This window comes from Bacillus sp. FSL K6-1338 (assembly GCF_038006965.1).
In the GTDB taxonomy this organism is placed as follows: Bacteria; Bacillota; Bacilli; order Bacillales; family Bacillaceae_G; genus Bacillus_A; species Bacillus_A thuringiensis_S.
Genome location: NZ_JBBOWI010000001.1, coordinates 2,227,585 through 2,247,485, shown reverse-complemented (window position 1 = coordinate 2,247,485; position 19,901 = coordinate 2,227,585). Strand labels below are relative to the sequence as shown.

The window sequence follows — 19,901 nt, the reverse complement described above, 5'->3', positions numbered from 1 at the left end:
AAAACTTATCCAAGAAAAGGGAGGAAAAATCTTTTGAAAAACAAAATCATTGTTTTCCTATCTGTTTTATCATTTATTATTGGTGGTTTCTTCTTTAACACGAATACTTCAAGCGCTGAAACATCATCTACTGATTACGTTCCTAACCAATTAATCGTTAAGTTCAAGCAAAATGCATCTTTAAGTAACGTGCAATCTTTTCATAAATCTGTCGGAGCTAATGTCTTATCTAAAGATGATAAGTTAGGTTTTGAAGTCGTTCAATTTTCGAAAGGTACTGTAAAAGAAAAAATAAAGAGTTATAAAAATAATCCAGATGTAGAATATGCAGAACCGAATTATTACGTTCACGCCTTTTGGACTCCGAACGACCCATATTTTAAAAATCAATATGGATTGCAAAAGATTCAAGCTCCACAAGCTTGGGATAGCCAACGAAGTGATCCTGGTGTAAAAGTAGCTATTATTGATACAGGAGTTCAAGGCTCACACCCTGATTTGGCTTCGAAAGTAATTTACGGGCATGATTATGTTGATAACGACAATACATCTGATGATGGTAATGGTCATGGTACACATTGCGCTGGAATTACTGGAGCCCTTACGAATAACAGTGTCGGAATTGCTGGTGTTGCCCCACAAACTTCAATTTATGCTGTCCGCGTATTAGATAATCAAGGAAGTGGTACACTTGATGCTGTAGCGCAAGGTATTCGAGAAGCTGCTGATTCGGGGGCAAAAGTAATTAGTTTAAGTTTAGGAGCTCCAAATGGTGGTACTGCATTACAACAAGCCGTTCAATATGCATGGAATAAAGGCTCTGTTATAGTTGCAGCTGCTGGAAATGCTGGAAATACAAAAGCTAATTACCCTGCTTATTACAGCGAAGTAATTGCAGTTGCTTCTACAGATCAAGCAGATAAGAAATCTTCATTTTCTACTTATGGTAGCTGGGTAGATGTTGCAGCACCAGGTTCAAATATATACTCCACTTATAAAGGAAGCTCGTATCAATCATTAAGTGGTACTTCTATGGCAACACCTCATGTTGCAGGAGTCGCTGCTCTTTTAGCAAATCAAGGATATAGCAATACACAAATTCGCCAAATTATTGAGTCAACTTCTGATAAAATTAGTGGTACAGGTACGTACTGGAAAAATGGTAGAGTCAATGCATTTAAGGCTGTACAATACGCTAAGCAATTACAAGAAAATAAAGCTTCTTAAGAAAACTTTAATCAGTCGATCTACCATGAATGCGGAATAAAATAGAAGGAGAGACTTCTATAATTAAAGCCTCTCCTTCTTACAAACTATATTACTCTCCCTGCTTTTTAACCATATGTAAATACAGTACAAAATCCATCATTGTCGACGAATGACCAAGTTGACGAATCATCGCTGTTATATTTCCTCTATGATATGTACCATGATTTACGACATGTTGTACTAACTCTAAAATTGAAGTTTCTAATGCCCCTGCATATGGGTTCTCAATAACAAATACAGCATTCACGTCTTGTATTGTAATTAAAAAGTCTTTATATTGATTTGCCATGTTTTCAAACATTTTTTCTAATTCATGTAACGATTTAGTTTCAATTTGTTTTCGTAAATCTTCTCGGTCTTGTATTGCTTCATTCATACTTTTACCATGCAATATGTGTAACCACACTTGATCTGTAATATAAATATGCACAAAAGTATCCTTAATGGATGGGAATACACTCTGTATCTGCTCATTAAAAATTGTCTCATAGTTTGGTAACTCTTTTAATCGATTGAATAATCTAGTATTAGCCCAAGCATGGTAATCACACTGTTTTAATATATAATCTTTCAATTTATATTACCTCCTTATTGTATGAAACGAATGGTTTGTTTCTTCATTTCCGATTCTCTATCAGCCTTTGCAATCCCTTTTCCTTTCATTTCATGTTTATTTATCGTTTTATATTTTACATACGTATGAAATTCCGTTTGAAATGGAAATGGTGTAATCCGAATTGTTTCCTCGTCCACCCATTCAGCTTGAATAAGTTTCTCCTCCTTACTATTAAACATTTCTGTTCCTTCAAAACCATCTTTAAATAAATCAATTTCATCTTTCTTTTTTACACCAGGCTTATTCATACATACGTATAAAGAAAGTTCATCACAAAACTTTAATAATCTATAATATTTATCAAACATCGCAAACTGTTCCTTTGTTAACGTTTTCAAAATTCTTTTTTGTCGTTCTAATTCATGTTTATAAAATGACATCATCTCTTCATCTTCCTCGTTTAGTGGAAATGATAAAAAATGTTTACTGCAAAGCAATGCCCCGTATGGATTAGAATTTTCAATTTCATTCAAACCAATCGTATAAAAAACAAAACGTAATGGGCTTGGACAATCCATAAATGTATATGGAATATTTTTAGCATCATTCAAAATTGGTACTTTATCAAGCTCTATCCATCCTCTGTCATGCTCATATATTGCATCAACTGTTTCTTTTAAATATGTTTTACCTTCAAAAAAGTCCTCTTTTATATGCTTTGCAATCTCTCCAGCTAAAAAACCATGATCATGTTGACGAATTAATATACTTTCCTTCTCATTTTTTTCACGAAAAATCATTCCTATACTCCCCCTCATCCTCATACTTAAGCTTTTTATATGCATCGATTCTTAATTAATCCCTAAATAATAGAAGGGATTCAGTCTCTTGCAACGAAATTAACATAATTATATAGTATTCTTTCTAATCATAGTGATAGCTTTATCTTTACTATCTATTATACTAAAACATTCATTCCAAAAATTTTTTTATGAGGTGAAAACATGAACAAAACAGAATTAATTAAAAACGTAGCACAATCAGCTGATATTTCTCAAAAGGACGCTTCTGCAGCTGTACAATCCGTATTTGACACAATTGCTAATGCATTACAATCTGGCGATAAAGTTCAATTAATCGGATTTGGAACTTTTGAAGTGCGCGAAAGATCTGCTCGTACAGGACGTAATCCGCAAACTGGCGAAGAAATTCAAATCGCAGCTGGTAAAGTTCCTGCATTTAAAGCAGGTAAAGAATTAAAAGAAGCTGTTAAATAAACAAGAAACCAGCCATTTTATAGGCTGGTTTCTTGTTTTCATTTAAGCAATTGCTTTATATTCTCTGCATGGTACACTTCACAAATATAAAATACACATTTGCAGTTACTTACAATTTGATACTTTCTAGTTGGATACACATTCGCTGTAACAGAACATCCATCAAACAATTCGATAATATTTCCAGATGGCTGATATCCTTCATATAATACGTTTCTTCTTACTTCCATCTTTTCTATAAGCTTTTCAACAGGAATATTTCCACTCTCTAATTCACTCTTTATTGCGTCCGGTAAAAACGAAGTGTCTGCAAAAATTAGATTTTCAGATAAAACCTTACCTTTATAACTAACATTAGATACACGGTAAAGAAATGTTCCATCTTTATCAAAGAAATTCTTTGCTTCTTTCGGAATGTACTGTCTACCAAGTGCCTCTTGTTCAAGAACATCAAACTGAACTGTATCATTTAAAAGCTTTTCTAAAGCGTGAATGGATGATGTATCTCCAGAAAATAAAATATTTTTAATTGCTTGTATATTATAAGTGAATTCATTCTTTCTATTTTCCGCCACTAACATGAGGAACACCTCTTCTATAATTTTTTATTTAAGATTTAAAAGTGCTACCGCGTCTAATTGCGTAATTTCAGTCACTTCCTTACTGAATATTGCAACAGAAGCCATATAATCTAAACTAGGCCTTACATCTTCCATCATTGTATTATTTGCCAACTCTTGCTTATCCTTAAAAACCAACAATCTTGGAGGATTATTTGGAGCTGATACTGTAATATGTACTGGTGGAATCATTAGTCCTTCACCTGTCGCTTTCAACACCGCTTCTTTTCGAGTCCAATATGTTAAAAAACCTTCTATTTTCTGTTCATTTGGCAGTTTCATAACTTGTGCTATTTCAATCTCTGTTAATACACCTTCTGCCATTTTCATAACATCTACATTTGGATTCATTTGTTCTACATCTATGCCAACAGGTGCAGATTTTGTAAATGCAACGACAACCCACTCACCTGAATGCGAAACAGATAATTGCGGCATATCTTCTGGTAATTGTGGTCTTCCATGCTGCAATTTACATACGGAACACATTCGATCAATTGGTACTTGGACTGGTGACATAGAAAGTATCTTGCCGAGAACTAATCTACTAATTACGCAACCTATTATAAAACGAGCTCGATCTGCCGAATGATGATACGAATTTGCTTTCTCTCGCTCTATATTATTTAGTAAATTGTAATGCCATGATTGTAAATCTGAAATTCTTGCCCACCATATTTGACAATCATTCTCATTCAAAGTTGGAATAGAATCTACAACTTTACTTTCTATCATGTAAACTCTCCTTTATTCAACGAATATCAATTTTCATAAAAAAGCATACGTATATTGTTATTCATTGACAAGTACTTTCTCTTTTTCTGATACTGATAATGTTTTTTCTTTCTTCTTTGACATTACCTCTTTATCGGAAATACGTAAAGAAAATAGTAGTGCTATAAGCAAAAATATTGCTGATCCAATTAATGCTGCTTGATATGGTAAAAAATCGGATTGAACGTTATTACTTCCAAAACCAGCTAGTATACTAGCTAAAACAGCTACTCCTATTGCTGAACCTAATCGATTTTGCACATTGAATATAGTAGTCGCTCTCCCCATAGAAGGCGGCGTGATATTGTTAAAGGCAGAAAATTGAACTGCACCGACAGATTGACCTAAGAAAATACCAATGCCAAACAATAATGCCCGGATTTGCCACGGATTCGTATCGTGATTTACAAAACTCAATAAAACAAATATAACCGCCGTACATATTAATCCAATAGAAATTACCTTTCGAGCTCCTAATTTCTTATATGACCATGGCACAATTTGTGAAGAAATCATTAATCCAATCGCCTCTGGAAATGTCGTAAGTCCTGATTCTAGCGCGGAAACTCCTATCACATTTTGATACATAAGTGGAAAAACAAATAACATTCCTAATAAACCAGCTGATGAAAATAATGATATAATGCTCATCTTTCTAAATACTGGTTCTTTTAATAAGCGTAAATCTAACATCGGTTGCTTTACTTTCAGTTCTACGATTATAAACAACGCAATGAATACAAACCCAGCTACCCCGGTACTCATAATTTCTGGAGAAATCCACCCTTTTGATGGTCCCTGGCTGAGTGCATATATGAGCATCGCAAATCCTGGTGCTGATAAAATAAAGCCAAGAGAATCAAAGCGACCAGCTGATTTTTCAACATGCTCTGCTAAAAATAGAAGTCCAAATAGCAATGCAACGATTCCAAACGGTACATTAATATAAAATGCCCAACGCCAAGACATTTGATCTACAAAGAAACCACCGATGATAGGCCCAACTGCTGGCGCTACAGCAATTGGAAGTACAATGAACCGGGAAATCTTCGGTCTTTCCTTTGGTGAAAATGTTCGAAATAACATCGCCATTCCGACCGGTGTTAAAAGCCCTCCACCAGCACCTTGAATGATACGAAAAATATTCAATGAAGTAATATCGTTAGCCATTCCGCATAAAGCAGAAGCGATTGTAAATACGAAAAGAGCAATTAAAAATACTCTTTTCGTCCCAAAACGATCTCCTAACCAACCAGAAATCGGAAGGAAAACAGCTAAACTAACTAAATACCCAACATTAACCGTCCCCATTGCAGATGCAGGTACTTGTAGTTCTCTACTTATCGTTTGCAGTGCTACATTTACAATCGTTGCGTCCATCGCAGCCATAAACATCGCAGTTATATACACGATACTTACAACTACTTTTGGATTTAGTTTTGCTTTCATTATCGTTTTCCTGCTAATGTTTTTTCGCGAACTTGATTACTTTTCGGATTCAAATCTTTCCAGTTATATTCAACATATTCCAAGCAGCTCTGCCTACTAGCTTCTTCATATACGACATTCCAGCCAATAGGTACATCGAGAAAAGCAGGCCAGAGAGAATACTGGCCCTCCTCATTTATTAATACTTTATATGTGTAATTATCATTTTCAAATGGATTCGTCATACTCTACTTACCCCTTTCTTATTCTGCAAATATTTCGCTAATACTTGTCCAATTTCCGTGAGTGGACCTGGCTGACATAGATCTTTATGTCTACAATCAATATCGTGCTGCACAATTTGCCCGTCTAAATAATTTAGCCACGTATTTGGAGAAATAGGATCAAACCAATCTGGTATAACAGTAGATCTAAAGAATAAGATATCTCCGTTATAAACTTTCGGTACATACTTCCCTAACAACCCTACTGAATTTACATATGTTTCTTTCAAATTCAATATAGTCTCTTCTTCAAGACTTGCTAATGCACTTCCATCTTTACGAAGGATTTCAACTGCACTTTCCATTGTAAGTGGTTTACCATCCATGTTATCTGGGTCATATCCGCCTAAAGCAAGTAATGCTATTAACGCTTCCTCTTCAGTAGGCGCTTCCGTATTCGGTAAGAAGTGTCCAGGATAAGAATCAAGCATAACGAGTAATTCTACTTCTTCCCCTCCATTTTGTAGTTGCGCCGCCATTGCATGCACAACATTTCCTCCAAGCGACCAGCCTAGTAAACGATATGGTCCATGAGGCTGTACTTCACGAACGTGTTTCAAGTAATCCGCCGCCATCTCCTCTAAAGTTTTTGGAAGTTCTTCATTTTTAGCAATACCACGTGCTTGTACACCATAGATTGGATAATCTGTTCCTAAAGATTTCATAAGTCCTGCATAGCACCAACTTAATCCACCTGCTGGATGTACACAAAATAGTGGTAATTGATCCCCGCTTGCTCGTAATGGAAGCAACACATCAAGTGCACTTTGACCATTCCCCATCTCAAGTCTTTCAGCTAACCCTGCAACAGTCGGTGCTGCAAATAAAGTGCCAATGTTTAGTTCCACTCCAAGCGCCTCTTTAATGCGGCTCATAAGCTGTACTGCAAGGAGTGAATGCCCACCAAGATCAAAAAATCCGTCATCAATTCCAATTTGAGGTACACTTAGCACTTCTGTAAACAAGTCACATAACATTTCTTCTTGCGGTGTTCTTGGACCACGACTAGAAGATGATGCGATAAATTCTGGAGCTGGCAATGCCTTTCTATCTAATTTACCGTTTGGAGTTAAAGGTAACTCATTTACTACTACAAAAGCGTATGGAACCATATAATCTGGTAAACTACCACTAGCAAACTGACGCATTTCATTCGTATCAATCTCTTCATCATTTGATGCGACGATATAAGAAACTAACCGTTTATCCCCTGGTTGATCTTCCCGTACAATAACGGCTACTTGCTCAACTTTAGGGTGCTTCATTATGACTGCTTCTATTTCTCCTAATTCAATTCGGAATCCACGAATTTTTATTTGATGATCTGCACGTCCTATATAATCTAGCGTCCCATCTTTACGCCAGCGAGCTAAGTCTCCTGTACGATACATTCTTGTACCTGGCTTGCCAAATGGATCTGCGATAAAGCGTTCAGCCGTTAATCCTGCTCTTCCTAAATATCCACGCGCAAGCCCTGCACCTGCAACATACATTTCTCCAACTACTCCAGGTGGCACTGGTTGTAAATAGTTGTCTAACACATACACTTTAAGGTCAGGTATACTGCACCCAATTAAACTATTTGCTCGTAAAGAGACGATAGTTTCATCTAATTCAATATAACTAACATGCACTGTCGTCTCCGTAATACCGTACATATTAATAAGCTTTGGTGCATTATGAGGATGTCGACTATACCAATCTTCTAAGCGACTTAGCTCAAGTGCTTCTCCTCCAAAAACAACATATCGTAAAGATAATTTTTGGCCAATCTCTTCATTTTCACGATCTGCTTGCATCAATTGATAGAACGCTGATGGAGTTTGATTTAAAACCGTAACCTTTTCTTTAACAAGAAGCTGTAAAAATTCTTTCGGCGAGCGACTTACAGTATGTGGCACTACAACTAAACGCCCTCCGTATAATAAAGGTCCCCAAATTTCCCAAACCGAGAAATCAAAAGCGTATGAATGGAACATCGTCCAAACATCGTTTCCGTCAAACTGGAACCAATGATCAGTTGCCCCTAAAAGTCTTACTACATTTTGATGAGGTATCATAACGCCTTTCGGTCTACCCGTTGAGCCTGATGTATAAATAACGTAAGCAATATGTGATGGAGATAATGGCTTAATTCGTTCCACTTCATCAATATTGTCTTCACTATATTTCTCAACTTCTGCTATTACTTTCACATCATCAACTAAAACTTTTAGTGCCTCGTCACATTCAATTTCCACTTCTGAATTCGTTAAAACACATGATGGTTTCGCATCGTGTAGCATAAATGAAATGCGGTCTGCTGGGTAATCTGGATCTAACGGAAGGTATCCAGCACCCGCTTTAAGAACAGCTAATAAGCTTACCACCATGTTTAATGATCTTGGCATCGCTAAAGCAACGAGTTGATCAGGACCAATCCCTTTTGCTATTAGGAATCGAGCTATTTTATTTGCTTTTCTATTTAACTCTTCATAAGTTAATTTCTTATCTTCAAAGACAACAGCAATAGAATTTGGATTTATATGAGACTGTTTTTCAAATAATTGTGGCAATGTCATTTCTGGTGCAATTTGAAAACCACCATTCCACTTTTCTAATACTGTATTTTTCTCTGCTAAAGTTAATATTTCTAATCTGCCAATGGATTGATCCGGATTTGTCGCCGCATCATCTAATAACAAAATGAATCGTTCTATTAGTTTTTGAACCGTTTCACGTTTATATAAATCGGTACTAAACTCTAGTAATCCATGTAAACCGTTCGGAGTACCATCATCCCCGTTACTCTCACTAATTTCAAATGTTAAATCAAATTTTGCAGAACCGACGCTTTGAATTTCAAGGCTCGCTTCTAAACCTGGTACATGAAACGTTGCTTCTGGTGTATTTTGAAAAGCTAACATAACCTGAAACAACGGGTGGCTGTTTCGAGTACGTACTGGATTTAACACTTCAACAAGCCTTTCAAATGGAACATCTTGATTTTCATAAGCTGCAAGATTTACCTGCTTCACTCTATTTAATAATTCTTTAAAACTTGGATCTCCTGAAGTATTTGTACGTAACACTAATGTATTTACAAATAAACCAACAATATCTGAAAGTACATCATCATTTCTTCCAGCAATGGGACTTCCAATTGGTATATCAGTGCCTGCACCTAATCTTGTAAATAGTGCACTAAGCCCTGCTTGTAACACCATAAACAAACTAACTCCATTTTTACGTGCAAGCTCTACTAACCTACTATGCATACCTTCATCTATATGAAAATGAATTGTTTCCCCGCGGTAACTCGTCTCAATTGGACGCTGGAAATCTGTAGGTAACTCCATTTGATCTGGTAAACCTTTAAGTTCTTCTTTCCAAAAATCTAATTGTGTTGAAATAAGACTCTCTGGTGTCGTTTCATCACCTAGCAATTGTTGTTGCCAAAGTGCATAATCTGCGTATTGAACTGGAAGTGTCTCCAGCTGAACTCTGTCACCTTGACATCGTGCTTTATACGCCGCTGTAAAATCTCTCGTTAACGGCTGTAATGACCAGCCATCACCTACAATATGATGTAATAAAATTAATAATACATGTTCGTTTTCACTCACTGTAAAAAGTTGCAGACGAACTGCCGGCTCAATATCGAGGTTAAAACTATATCTTACCGCCTCTGAAAGTACACTTTCTAATTCATCTTTACATGTTTTTGTTATAATCATTTCTAGATTTAAGTTTTCCATATCTAAAATTTTCTGATAGGAACTACCTAATACGTTAGGGAAAATTGTTCTAAGTGTTTCATGTTTCTCAACTACATCATAAAAAGCACCTTGTAATGCTTCCTCATTCAATATTCCATTCATACGAATGACTAGCGGAATATTATAAGTAGGACTTGGACCTTCTAAACAATTTAAGAACCATAACCTGCGCTGTGCAAATGAAAGTGGAACTTCATTTGGCCTACTTGCTTTCTGAATAGCTGGTCTTGCACTTTTTGCATGGTTTAATTGTTTCGCCAGTTCGGCAACAGTTGGTGATTCAAATAGTTTCCCGATACCTAATTCCACACTTAACGTTTCACGAATTCTTGCCATTAAACGAGATGCAAGAAGGGAATGTCCACCCATTTCAAAGAAATTATCATCAATACTAATTCGAGAAACACCAAGTACTTCTGCAAATAAATCACATAATATTTCTTCTTTCGGATTTCTAGCAACCCTCTCATTGTTCATTCCATTAAAATTAGGCGCAGGTAATTTCTTTCTGTCAACCTTACCATTTGGCGTTAATGGTAATTCTTCTAGCACAACAAATGCCGATGGTATCATATAATTCGCTAAACTTTCTGAAACATAAGAACGAATTTCTGAAAGATTAATCGGTTCCTTTTCTTCTGCAATGATATATGCAATGATGCGTTTATCATTTGGACGATCTTCTCGTACCATTACTACCGCTTGTTGAATATTTTCATGTCGTTGTAATACCGTTTCAATTTCAGCTAATTCAATTCGGAATCCACGAATTTTAATTTGATGATCTGCGCGACTAATGTACTCTAACGCACCATCACTACGCCATTTCACAAGATCTCCTGTACGGTACATGCGCTTCCCTGATTCTCCATAAGGATTTGCAACAAACCGTTCAGCTGTTAACTCAGGTTTTCCTAAATATCCGCTTGCAAGTCCTTCCCCTGCAATATATAATTCACCAATAACTCCAGGTGGAACTGGTTGTAACCCTGCATCCAATACATACACTTCTGTATTGGAAATTGGCTTTCCAATAGGAGGTATACCCTTTTCACTTTCATCAATGTTCATGAAAGTAGACCAAATCGTCGTTTCAGTTGGTCCATATAAATTAGTTATTGAGCAACCTAATTCTTTTAATTTATTTGCTAAATGCGCTGGAAGAGCTTCACCACCAACAAGTATGTTTAGCCCTTGTAGCTTCTCTGGATAATCAGTTACTAACGCCTGCCAAAGCGTCGGTGTAGCCTGCATAACGGTCACTCTTTCTTCTTGTAAAAGTGTCGTTAATGCAGAAGGCTCTTGTATGTCTTCTTTTTGCGCAATTGTTAAACTTGCACCACTAATAAGAGGTAAATAAATTTCTAGAGCAGAAATATCAAACGCAAAAGTTGTAACTGCTAATAAATGATCATTTTCATTTAACGAAAACTTTTGTTGCATAGCCATTAAAAAGTTACTTAAACCTCTCATAGGAACAATTACACCTTTTGGGTTTCCTGTTGAACCTGAAGTATATATTGTATAGGCTGGGTTTAAAAGTAATACATCATTCTTACATGCTATATTCATACGAGAATATGTATGTAACGCTATTTTCGTTTCTTCGCCATCTAATACAATTTTTTTCATACCATTTTCTATAACTAACTTAGATGAAACAGATGAATGTGTTATGATACAAACTGGTTTTGCATCATCTACTATATAATTAACTCTTTCTGCTGGGTATTCTGGATCTATTGGTAAATATGCTGCACCAGCCTTTAAGACTGCTAGCATACTAACTACCATTTCTATTGATCTAGGGAATACTAAAGCTACAAACTGATTTGGTCGTATTCCTTCTTCTACTAAATAATGTGCTAGTTCATTCGCTCGTTCATTTAGCTCTTTATACGTAAGGTTTATACCGTCACAAGTAATCGCTAGTTTATTTGGATTTTTTTGCACTTGTTTTTCAAATGATATAGGTAGACTGATTAACTCATCATCTTCCTTCGTTTCATTCCATTCCAATAAAACCTTATGATTTTCTTCAGGCAGAGTAATATTTATTTTTCCAATCGACTCGTTTTTCTCATAATTCTTTATTACTAATTCAAATAGATTCATAAATCTTTCTTTATGCAATGCTAGCTCCGCGCCATTATATACTTCGGGATTCGCATCAAAATGAATCATTAGCTCATTTTGATCAAAACGTTTATATACATTTATCGATAAATCATCTACAGGTCCTGCTGATAAGTTATGCGTAATACCACGATTTCCAGCAAAATTAAGCCCGTAATCAAAAGGCATAACATTCACTAACGGTCCAAACAACCTTTGATTTTCACCTAGTAACTTTAAGTCTCTTCTTAATTCCTCGTGACGGTATTTATGATGACGACGTACATCTCGGATTTCTTTAGAAACTTGCTGCAATAATTCCGCAAGAGTTATATTTGGAGTTACAGTGAGACGCAGTGGTACTAAATTCATTACCATACTTGGTGTATGAATAGATACAGAACCTAGACGCCCCATCATCGGTAAACCTAAAACAATATCATTTTCACCTGTTAATTTATGCATATAAATACTTGTTACAGCGACAATGAATTCCGGCCAACTTGTTAACGAAATATTGATATCTTCTAGTAAAGTTTTCGTGCTAGAACTAGATAAATAAGCTGTTTCTCGTGAAAATCCATTTGATGTTCTCGGTGCTCGTTCTGCCAAGCTTACAACTTCTGGTTCATCAGCAAACTTTTCTAACCAAAAAGTACGATCTTCCTGAAATTGTTTAGACTCACGATACTCAATATCTTCTTGTACAACTTTTGTAAGAGAACCAAATGGCTTTTCATTCTTGTTTGTTTCTTCTATAAGTGATGTATACTCATTCGCTACCTTTTGACTAAGAAGTGAAAATCCATAGCCATCCATCACAATGTGATGGATGCGCTGATACCAAAAGAAACGATTATTTTCAACTTGAATAAGTGCTTCCGTAAATAGAATATCTTTTTTCAAATCGACGGGCATAGATAAATCATTTTTCATCCATACTTTAGCAGCTTCTTCAGGGTTTTCTTCTTTACGAACGTCAATAAAATGCATATAAAACTGTGATTCTTCAATAACTTGCCATGGGCCAATTTCATCCTCTTCGAAGCGAACATGAAGTGCTTCTGCTTCTATTACAACTTTACGTACAGCTAATTCGAAAATTTCTTGATGAATATTTCCGTTTATTTCTACATATTCCCCAGTATTATAAATTGGGTTAAGCGGATCTAATTGTTGCGCAAACCACATACCAGACTGCGCAGATGATAACGAATGACGAATCTTTTGACTGTTAGGCATTCTTTACTACCCCTTTATTATGTAGTCTATTTGTTACAGCACCTGTGCTGTTTGTGAAGATAGTAAACTGTACCAACCTGCAACAGTTGGATGTTCTGCTAAATCTGCAAAAGTGATTTCTTTCCCTTCACGACGCCACTTCTCTACTAAACTCATAATTCTGACCGAATCAAGTCCTCTATTTAATAAGTCCTCATCAAAATCAATACTTTCTATTGGCTCACGAAGTAGTTGTGCAACTAGTTCATGCACTTCCTGTATAGTGATTCCTTCACTCTCATCACCTTTTACACTTTGCAAATCGTTTAACAGTAGGTTTGTTGATGTCGTTACTGCACATCTATTAGATGCATACTCCAATGCTTGTTTATGATGCTCTAGTGAAAAATCAGCAACTGCATCTGCTACAAAGAAGGGCTCTATACCATCCATAAATGCTTCACAAGCTGTTAAAAGACAGCCAATATGCGCATAAATACCGCAAATAATAAGTTGATCTCTTCCTTGTTCATTTAAAATTTCTAATAGATTTGTCTTTTTAAATGCACTATATCTCCATTTTGTTAGGAATATATCATCTTCATCAGGAGTAAGTTCATCAACAATTTTCTTTTTATCCGGTCCAGCAGGAATACCGTCACCCCAAAAGTCTTGTAATAAACCTCGTTGTTCTAACGTTTGCCCACCAGGTTGTGCTGTATAAACAACTGGTATACCAAGTTCCTTACATTTTTCTCTTATCATTTTAATATTTGAAATAAGTTCTACTTTTGGTGATTCTTTATCGCTATATGCATCAAGAAAATATTCTTGCATGTCATGAATTAAAAGTACTGCACGTTTCGGATCTGGTGTCCAATTTACTTTATTTTTTGGTAGTTCTGATTCAATTGGCATTTTATATACTGAAATAGATGGGATAGCCATCTAATCACTTCCTTCCGGTTTTTATTATTGTTTTACTGTAATAAGTTTTTCAGCAATGACTTTACGTAGTTCTTTTTTGCTGACTTTTCCGACTCCTGTTTGCGGGAATGATTCAATAAATTCAATTCGATCTGGAATTTTATAAGCCGCTATACCACGTTCTCTTAAAAACATTTTTAATTCACTTACAGTTGGAACTTGTCCGCGAGCCATAACAAAAGCACAGGTGCGTTCACCTAAATAATCGTCAGGCATAGATACAATTGCTACGTCATGAACCGCATCGTGTGCTAATAGATGATTTTCAACTTCTTCCGCAGCAACTTTCTCACCACCACGGTTAATTTGATCTTTATCTCTTCCTTCTACAATGATGTATCCTTGTTCATTTACTTTTACAAGATCTCCTGTGCGATAAAATCCATCCTTTGTAAATGATCGTGCATTATGCTCTTCGGCTTTATAGTAACCACGAATTGTATATGGACCTCGTGTTAATAAACTACCTACTTCGCCAGGTTTTACATCGTTGTCATTTTCATCAACAACTCGTACTTCATCGTGTGCAGACATTGGTCTACCTTGTGTATGAATAATAATTTCTTCCGGATCGTCTAATCTTGTATAGTTCACTAATCCTTCCGCCATACCGAATACTTGCTGTAACGTACATCCAAATGTAGGGCGTATACGTTTTGCAACCTCAGCACTAAACTTAGCACCACCTACTTGAATAACCTCTAGGCTCGATAAATCGGCATTACGAGAAGATGCAGCATCAAGCCAAATCATTGCTAATGGCGGAACGAGCGCTGTAATTGTAACTTTTTCTTCTTCGATAAGAGCAAATGCCTCATCTGGGCTACCACCAGTTGCCAATACCACTTTTCCACCCGCATAGAAAGTTCCAAATGTTCCTGGAGAACTCATTGGATAATTGTGTGCTACTGGAAGAACTGTCATATAGACGCTTTCTGCATTCAAATTACAAATTTCAGCGCTAACACGTAAACTATAAATATAGTCATCATGTGTTCTAGGAATTAATTTAGAAAGACCTGTTGTCCCTCCTGATAATTGGAGAAATGCAACATCACTGGGCTGAACTTCTGGCAATGAGATAGGATCCATATACAGATCATTTATGTTCACAAACTCTTCCTCTTCTCCCACTACAATTACATGTTGTAAAGTTGGCACTTTCTCTTTCACTTCTCTTGCTAGTTTTCGATAATCAAAACCGAGGGCCTTATCTGAAATAACGTAAGCGCTCGCCTCACCAAACTCACAAAAATAACTAATTTCACTACTTCGATGTGAAGGCAGTGCAAAGACAGGAAGCGCTCCAATTCGAAATAGTGCAAAACATATTTCGAAAAACTCGATAATGTTAGGTAACTGGATTACAACTCTGTCCTCTTTCTTTATTCCTAAATTCAGTAAACCTGCTGCTAAACGATCTACCTTTTTATCAAGTTCACTGTACGTTACATGCGTCTTACCGCTTACAACCGCGATTTGATCTCCATATTTCTCAGCTCGCTCTCTTAACACTCCTCCAAATGTTTCACCAAGCCAACACCCTTCTTCTCGATAACGATCGGCAAATTCTTTTGGCCATTCCCTATAACCTACTAGCATTCTTTCTTCCCCCTATTTTTCATTAAGTGAACTATCTCTTAACCCTAAAGCTTTTAACATTGTTTGGAACTTAGCTGATGTTTCTGCTAACTCATCTTCTGGTTTTGACTCAGCAACAACTCCAGCTCCTGCATATAAACGAAGTGTATTTTCTTGTACTTCAGCACAACGAATTGTAACAATCCATTCTCCATCTCCATTTAAATCGCTCCATCCTAGCATTCCTGTAAAGAACTCGCGGTCAAATGGCTCAATATACTGTATAGCCTCTCTTGCCTTTTCCATCGGAGTTCCGCAAACTGCTGGCGTAGGATGAAGGGCAATTGCTAATTGTAAAGAAGAAGTATTTGGATCCTTAAGTTCACCTTTCACTTCTGTAGACAAATGCCACATCGCTTCACTATGAATAACTGATGGCTTTTCTGGAACATGTAATGTATGACAATACGGACGAAGTGCAGCGGCAACCGCTTCAACTACTACCGCATGTTCATGTAAATCTTTTGGAGAAGAAAGTAATTCCTCTGCTCTTCTTTCATCTTCTACTGGGTCCTCACTACGTGGCCTCGAACCAGCTAACGGGTTAGAAATAACTTGCATACCATTACGTGAAACAAGTAATTCAGGGCTTGCTCCAATTAGCGTCTTACTGTTCTCTTTTTCACCTTTCGGTAAATTCACAGCAAATGTATAACCATGCTTATTATGCTCTGCTAATTCTCGCAGAAGTTTTTGCTTATCAATCTTTTCGGAAGATTTAACATCTAACGATCTAGATAGAACGATTTTCTTCAAATCACCGTCCTGTATTTTTTTAATTCCTTGCTTCACACCATTCATATAAACTTCAGGTTCTGGTACTGGCGTCATTTCAAATGTTACGTTCTCATTTGTTTCAAGCTGATTGGTTGTATCCAATTGTAAACGCTCAGAAATTCTACTATATTCTGGTACGATAAGTTGGACTTCTTTTCTACGATCAAATGGCAAAGCACCCATAACAATAGGATTTGGATTTCCAGCTTGTTTCGCATTACTTAATGTCGCTTGCACAAGCTCTGGGAAACTTTCAATTTCACGATGCTTTACTGTAGTAAACTCTCCTTCTGCTAATATCGTTCGAGTTGGTGAAGCAAAAAAGAACGAAGATTCAGTCTTATAATCTTCTAAAAGTTTTTCTGACAATTCCTTTACAGCTGTATGTTCACTCATAATATAATAACCTCCTGATTTTTTATTAAACTCCTAACGTAGCACCGCCATCGACACATAAATTGTGCATTGTAATATGACTTGCTCTATCTGAAGCTAAAAATAACACTGCTTCAGCAACTTCTGAAGGTTGTGCAATTTTTTGTAATGGAATTCCGAGTCTATATGTATTTTGAGAACCAGCAATTATATTTTTAGCTCCATTCTCATCAGCCCATAGTAATCTTTGCATCTCAGTTTCAGTAGAACCTGGAGAAACTAAGTTGCAGCGTATATTGTATGCTGCAAGCTCTAATCCTAAACACTTCATAAACATCGTTGTTGCAGCCTTTGACGCAGCATACGCAGCCATCTCCATTCTCGGCGTATTTGCCGCATTTGAACCGACTGTAACAATTGCCCCTGATTTTCTTAACATCATATTTTTACTTACCGCTCGGGACATATTGAAAACCCCTGTAGTATTTACAGAGAATGTTTTATTCCAATCTTCATCACTTAACGAATGAATTGCTCCCATACGTAAAACCCCTGCAACGTTTACTAAAATATCTATTGGCGCTATTTCATTTGCAATATGATTTACAATGTCTTCAACAGCAGTGCTATCACTCACATCTAAACGAAACGTTTTCATACGTGTTTTATTTAATTCATTTTGATTTAAGAGTACATTTAACCCCTCTTCATTTTGATCAACCGCAATAACTGTGGCTCCTCTTTCTAAAAACATTTTGGCAACGACACTGCCTATGCCTTGTGCTGCACCTGTTACTAAAACTGTTTTCCCATCAAATTCCCCTAAGTTCATTTTCTCTATCCTTTCACATAAACATTAATTTCATTAAGTAACAGCAATAATAATGATATTGATTTTCATTATCATCAGCGTTGTAAAAAATAATACACTTACTAAACTAATTGGTCAAGTGCGCATTACTTTAAAATCTATTTTATTGATAATGTTTTTCATTTACTATCTTACACCGAAATGATAATGTTTCTCAATAAACTTGTCAATCTTTTTTTATTTTTCAGATAAAGTATTTTAATGTTTCTTAATAAAATCATATGTAAACGCATTAAAAGTACTTATATTATAAATAAAATTCAAACTCCTCTTTTTAAAATTGAAGAAGATAAACTAGAGCTACGTTCATTAACAACGCTTTATGAAAAACTCAAGTATATATTTTCTCAATATTTTTCTGAAAACAAATCTTGCAAATACTAATGAATGTCTTCTTTGTTATTTAAGATTTAATATATATTTCGAATGCGATGTATTAATTTATTATATTCCAATATAATCCAAATAAGTACTTCACTCACTTTTACATCTATAAAAATCCAAAAAGTAATTTAACCTTGTTAAAATAACTCATAAAAAAAGCATCCTAATTAATAGAATAGGATGCTTTTTCGTAATCATAGTGTTATAGAAGATTTATATACTTATGCTACGCTGCGATACTCTTCTTCTTGTTCTTTTTTATGTTTAGGTGCTTGAATTAAAATTGCGATAATGAATGACACGACACATAATACACCAATCACCATGAATGTTGGTTTGAATCCACCCAGAAGTGCACCGATAAAGGAACCTGCAAGCGCCCCAAATCCAAATCCTTGATACACAATTCCATAGTTCTTACTATGGTTTTTCATACCGAAGAAATCACCAACAATAGCTGGGAAAATAGTGATATTTCCACCAAAGCAAAACGCTACACTTGCTACACATACGAAGTAAATACCATAATTTAAATCTACAAAACTTAGAACTAAAACTGAACTCGCCATAACAACAAAAGTACCAGTAACGATTTTTAAACGACCAATTTTATCCGATAACGGTCCTAAAATAATACGACCTAATGTATTAAAGATTGCAACCATAGCCACCGCATTAGCTGCTGTTGCTGCGCTAAGTCCCACAAGTTGAACACCAATGTCTTTTACCATACCAATTAAGTATAAGCCACTCATACATGATGTAAATAACATTATAAATAATAAGTATACTTGTTTTGTGCCTAACATTTCTTTCGTTGTGTATTCCTTAGTTTTTGTTTCATGAACTGCTCCTTGATCTGCGGCTTGATGGATTAAACAAGCACCAATTACAATCATAGCTGTAACAATTAAACCCCAGTATATAAATGCTTGCGATACACCAACTGATTCAATCAACTGTGCATTAACATATTTAAAAATTAAGCTACCTGAACCATATGCAGAGACAGAAATACCAGCAATTAAACCTTTACGCTCCGGAAACCACTTTATTAAATTTGATAGTGAAGTGATATATGCTGTACCATCTGCATAACCTACAACAACTCCTGCTAGTACATAAAGCAATATTAATGAGGACGCTTGTGAACTAAGTATTAATCCTAGTCCTAATGCTAATCCAGCTATCATAATAAGTTTACGAAGTCCCCATTTTTCTTGCAATTTACTCGCAAATAAAGTTGAAAATGCTAAAGAAAGACTAGTAATTGAGAAAGTTATCGCAACAGCGTTAAGACTCCAACCATATTTACTAACTAAAGGCTGATTGAATAAACTCCATGTATATATCGTTCCAAGCCCCATCTGTACTATAACTGTGCCAAGAACAACAAACCATGGATTAACAGTTGATTTTTTCATACCTTTCCGCCTCCTCTTTCTATTTCAATGCTATTCGCTAAATTTACTTTTTTTATGTTCATTTTGGTCACCTCTTTTGATTTAACACCTTCATTGTATAAGATGTTTCCGCCTATGTAAGCACTTACAAGATAGAGCGT

At 35.9% G+C, this 19,901-nt stretch carries 14 protein-coding genes; 2 read left to right on the top strand and 12 right to left on the bottom strand.

The features are described from left to right. Nucleotides 1-33 precede the first annotated feature (33 nt). The gene (locus NZ044_RS11670) at nucleotides 34-1,227 is read left to right on the top strand and encodes a S8 family peptidase (protein ID WP_000790929.1); all 1,194 of its coding nucleotides are present in this window, start codon (nucleotides 34-36) and stop codon (nucleotides 1,225-1,227) included. 91 nt (nucleotides 1,228-1,318) lie between these two features. On the opposite strand, the gene NZ044_RS11665 is transcribed toward NZ044_RS11670, so the two are convergent. Both NZ044_RS11665 and NZ044_RS11660 read right to left on the bottom strand, forming a co-directional pair. Continuing rightward, nucleotides 1,319-1,843 (bottom strand): DinB family protein, encoded by a 525-nt coding sequence (locus NZ044_RS11665; RefSeq protein WP_000656265.1) that lies wholly within the window; start codon nucleotides 1,841-1,843, stop codon nucleotides 1,319-1,321. Between the two features lie 14 nt (nucleotides 1,844-1,857). Further along, nucleotides 1,858-2,625 (bottom strand): DUF3891 family protein, encoded by a 768-nt coding sequence (locus NZ044_RS11660; protein ID WP_000577287.1) that lies wholly within the window; start codon nucleotides 2,623-2,625, stop codon nucleotides 1,858-1,860. A gap of 204 nt (nucleotides 2,626-2,829) precedes the next feature. On the opposite strand from NZ044_RS11660, the gene NZ044_RS11655 reads away from it, so the two are divergent. Continuing rightward, complete coding sequence (locus tag NZ044_RS11655; RefSeq protein WP_001043905.1) at nucleotides 2,830-3,102, top strand: HU family DNA-binding protein; 273 nt, start codon at nucleotides 2,830-2,832, stop codon at nucleotides 3,100-3,102. A gap of 38 nt (nucleotides 3,103-3,140) precedes the next feature. On the opposite strand, the gene NZ044_RS11650 is transcribed toward NZ044_RS11655, so the two are convergent. From NZ044_RS11650 to NZ044_RS11605, 10 genes are all read right to left on the bottom strand, one after another. Then, on the bottom strand, nucleotides 3,141-3,683 hold the full coding sequence (locus NZ044_RS11650) for a hypothetical protein (RefSeq protein ID WP_000959120.1): 543 nt from the start codon (nucleotides 3,681-3,683) through the stop codon (nucleotides 3,141-3,143). Nucleotides 3,684-3,707: 24 nt separating this feature from the next. Beyond that, on the bottom strand, nucleotides 3,708-4,457 hold the full coding sequence (sfp, locus tag NZ044_RS11645) for a 4'-phosphopantetheinyl transferase Sfp (RefSeq protein ID WP_000573012.1): 750 nt from the start codon (nucleotides 4,455-4,457) through the stop codon (nucleotides 3,708-3,710). A 57-nt stretch (nucleotides 4,458-4,514) separates the two neighbouring features. Further along, nucleotides 4,515-5,945, bottom strand: a complete 1,431-nt coding sequence (locus tag NZ044_RS11640; RefSeq protein ID WP_000644937.1) for an MDR family MFS transporter — start codon at nucleotides 5,943-5,945, stop codon at nucleotides 4,515-4,517. Continuing rightward, nucleotides 5,945-6,169, bottom strand: coding sequence for an MbtH family protein (locus tag NZ044_RS11635; RefSeq protein ID WP_000184057.1), 225 nt, complete (start codon nucleotides 6,167-6,169; stop codon nucleotides 5,945-5,947). Before NZ044_RS11635 ends, NZ044_RS11640 begins: the two co-directional genes overlap by 1 nt. Beyond that, nucleotides 6,166-13,323: an amino acid adenylation domain-containing protein gene (locus NZ044_RS11630; RefSeq protein WP_001133916.1), complete on the bottom strand. Its 7,158-nt coding sequence runs from the start codon at nucleotides 13,321-13,323 to the stop codon at nucleotides 6,166-6,168. The genes NZ044_RS11635 and NZ044_RS11630 overlap by 4 nt, the downstream gene beginning before the upstream one ends. 33 nt (nucleotides 13,324-13,356) lie before the next feature. Next, entirely contained in the window at nucleotides 13,357-14,250 is an 894-nt protein-coding gene (locus NZ044_RS11625) for an isochorismatase family protein (RefSeq protein ID WP_001007261.1), read from the bottom strand. A 24-nt stretch (nucleotides 14,251-14,274) separates the two neighbouring features. Continuing rightward, on the bottom strand, nucleotides 14,275-15,891 hold the full coding sequence (locus tag NZ044_RS11620; protein ID WP_118961907.1) for a (2,3-dihydroxybenzoyl)adenylate synthase: 1,617 nt from the start codon (nucleotides 15,889-15,891) through the stop codon (nucleotides 14,275-14,277). Between the two features lie 12 nt (nucleotides 15,892-15,903). Beyond that, nucleotides 15,904-17,103: an isochorismate synthase DhbC gene (gene dhbC / locus NZ044_RS11615; RefSeq protein WP_001289295.1), complete on the bottom strand. Its 1,200-nt coding sequence runs from the start codon at nucleotides 17,101-17,103 to the stop codon at nucleotides 15,904-15,906. Between the two features lie 25 nt (nucleotides 17,104-17,128). Further along, nucleotides 17,129-17,914, bottom strand: coding sequence for a 2,3-dihydro-2,3-dihydroxybenzoate dehydrogenase (gene dhbA, locus NZ044_RS11610; protein ID WP_001048427.1), 786 nt, complete (start codon nucleotides 17,912-17,914; stop codon nucleotides 17,129-17,131). A 644-nt stretch (nucleotides 17,915-18,558) separates the two neighbouring features. Continuing rightward, nucleotides 18,559-19,761 carry an L-lactate MFS transporter gene (locus NZ044_RS11605; RefSeq protein WP_000750108.1) on the bottom strand — a complete coding sequence of 401 codons (1,203 nt, stop codon included), beginning with the start codon at nucleotides 19,759-19,761 and terminating at the stop codon, nucleotides 18,559-18,561. Between the last annotated feature and the right edge of the window lie 140 nt (nucleotides 19,762-19,901).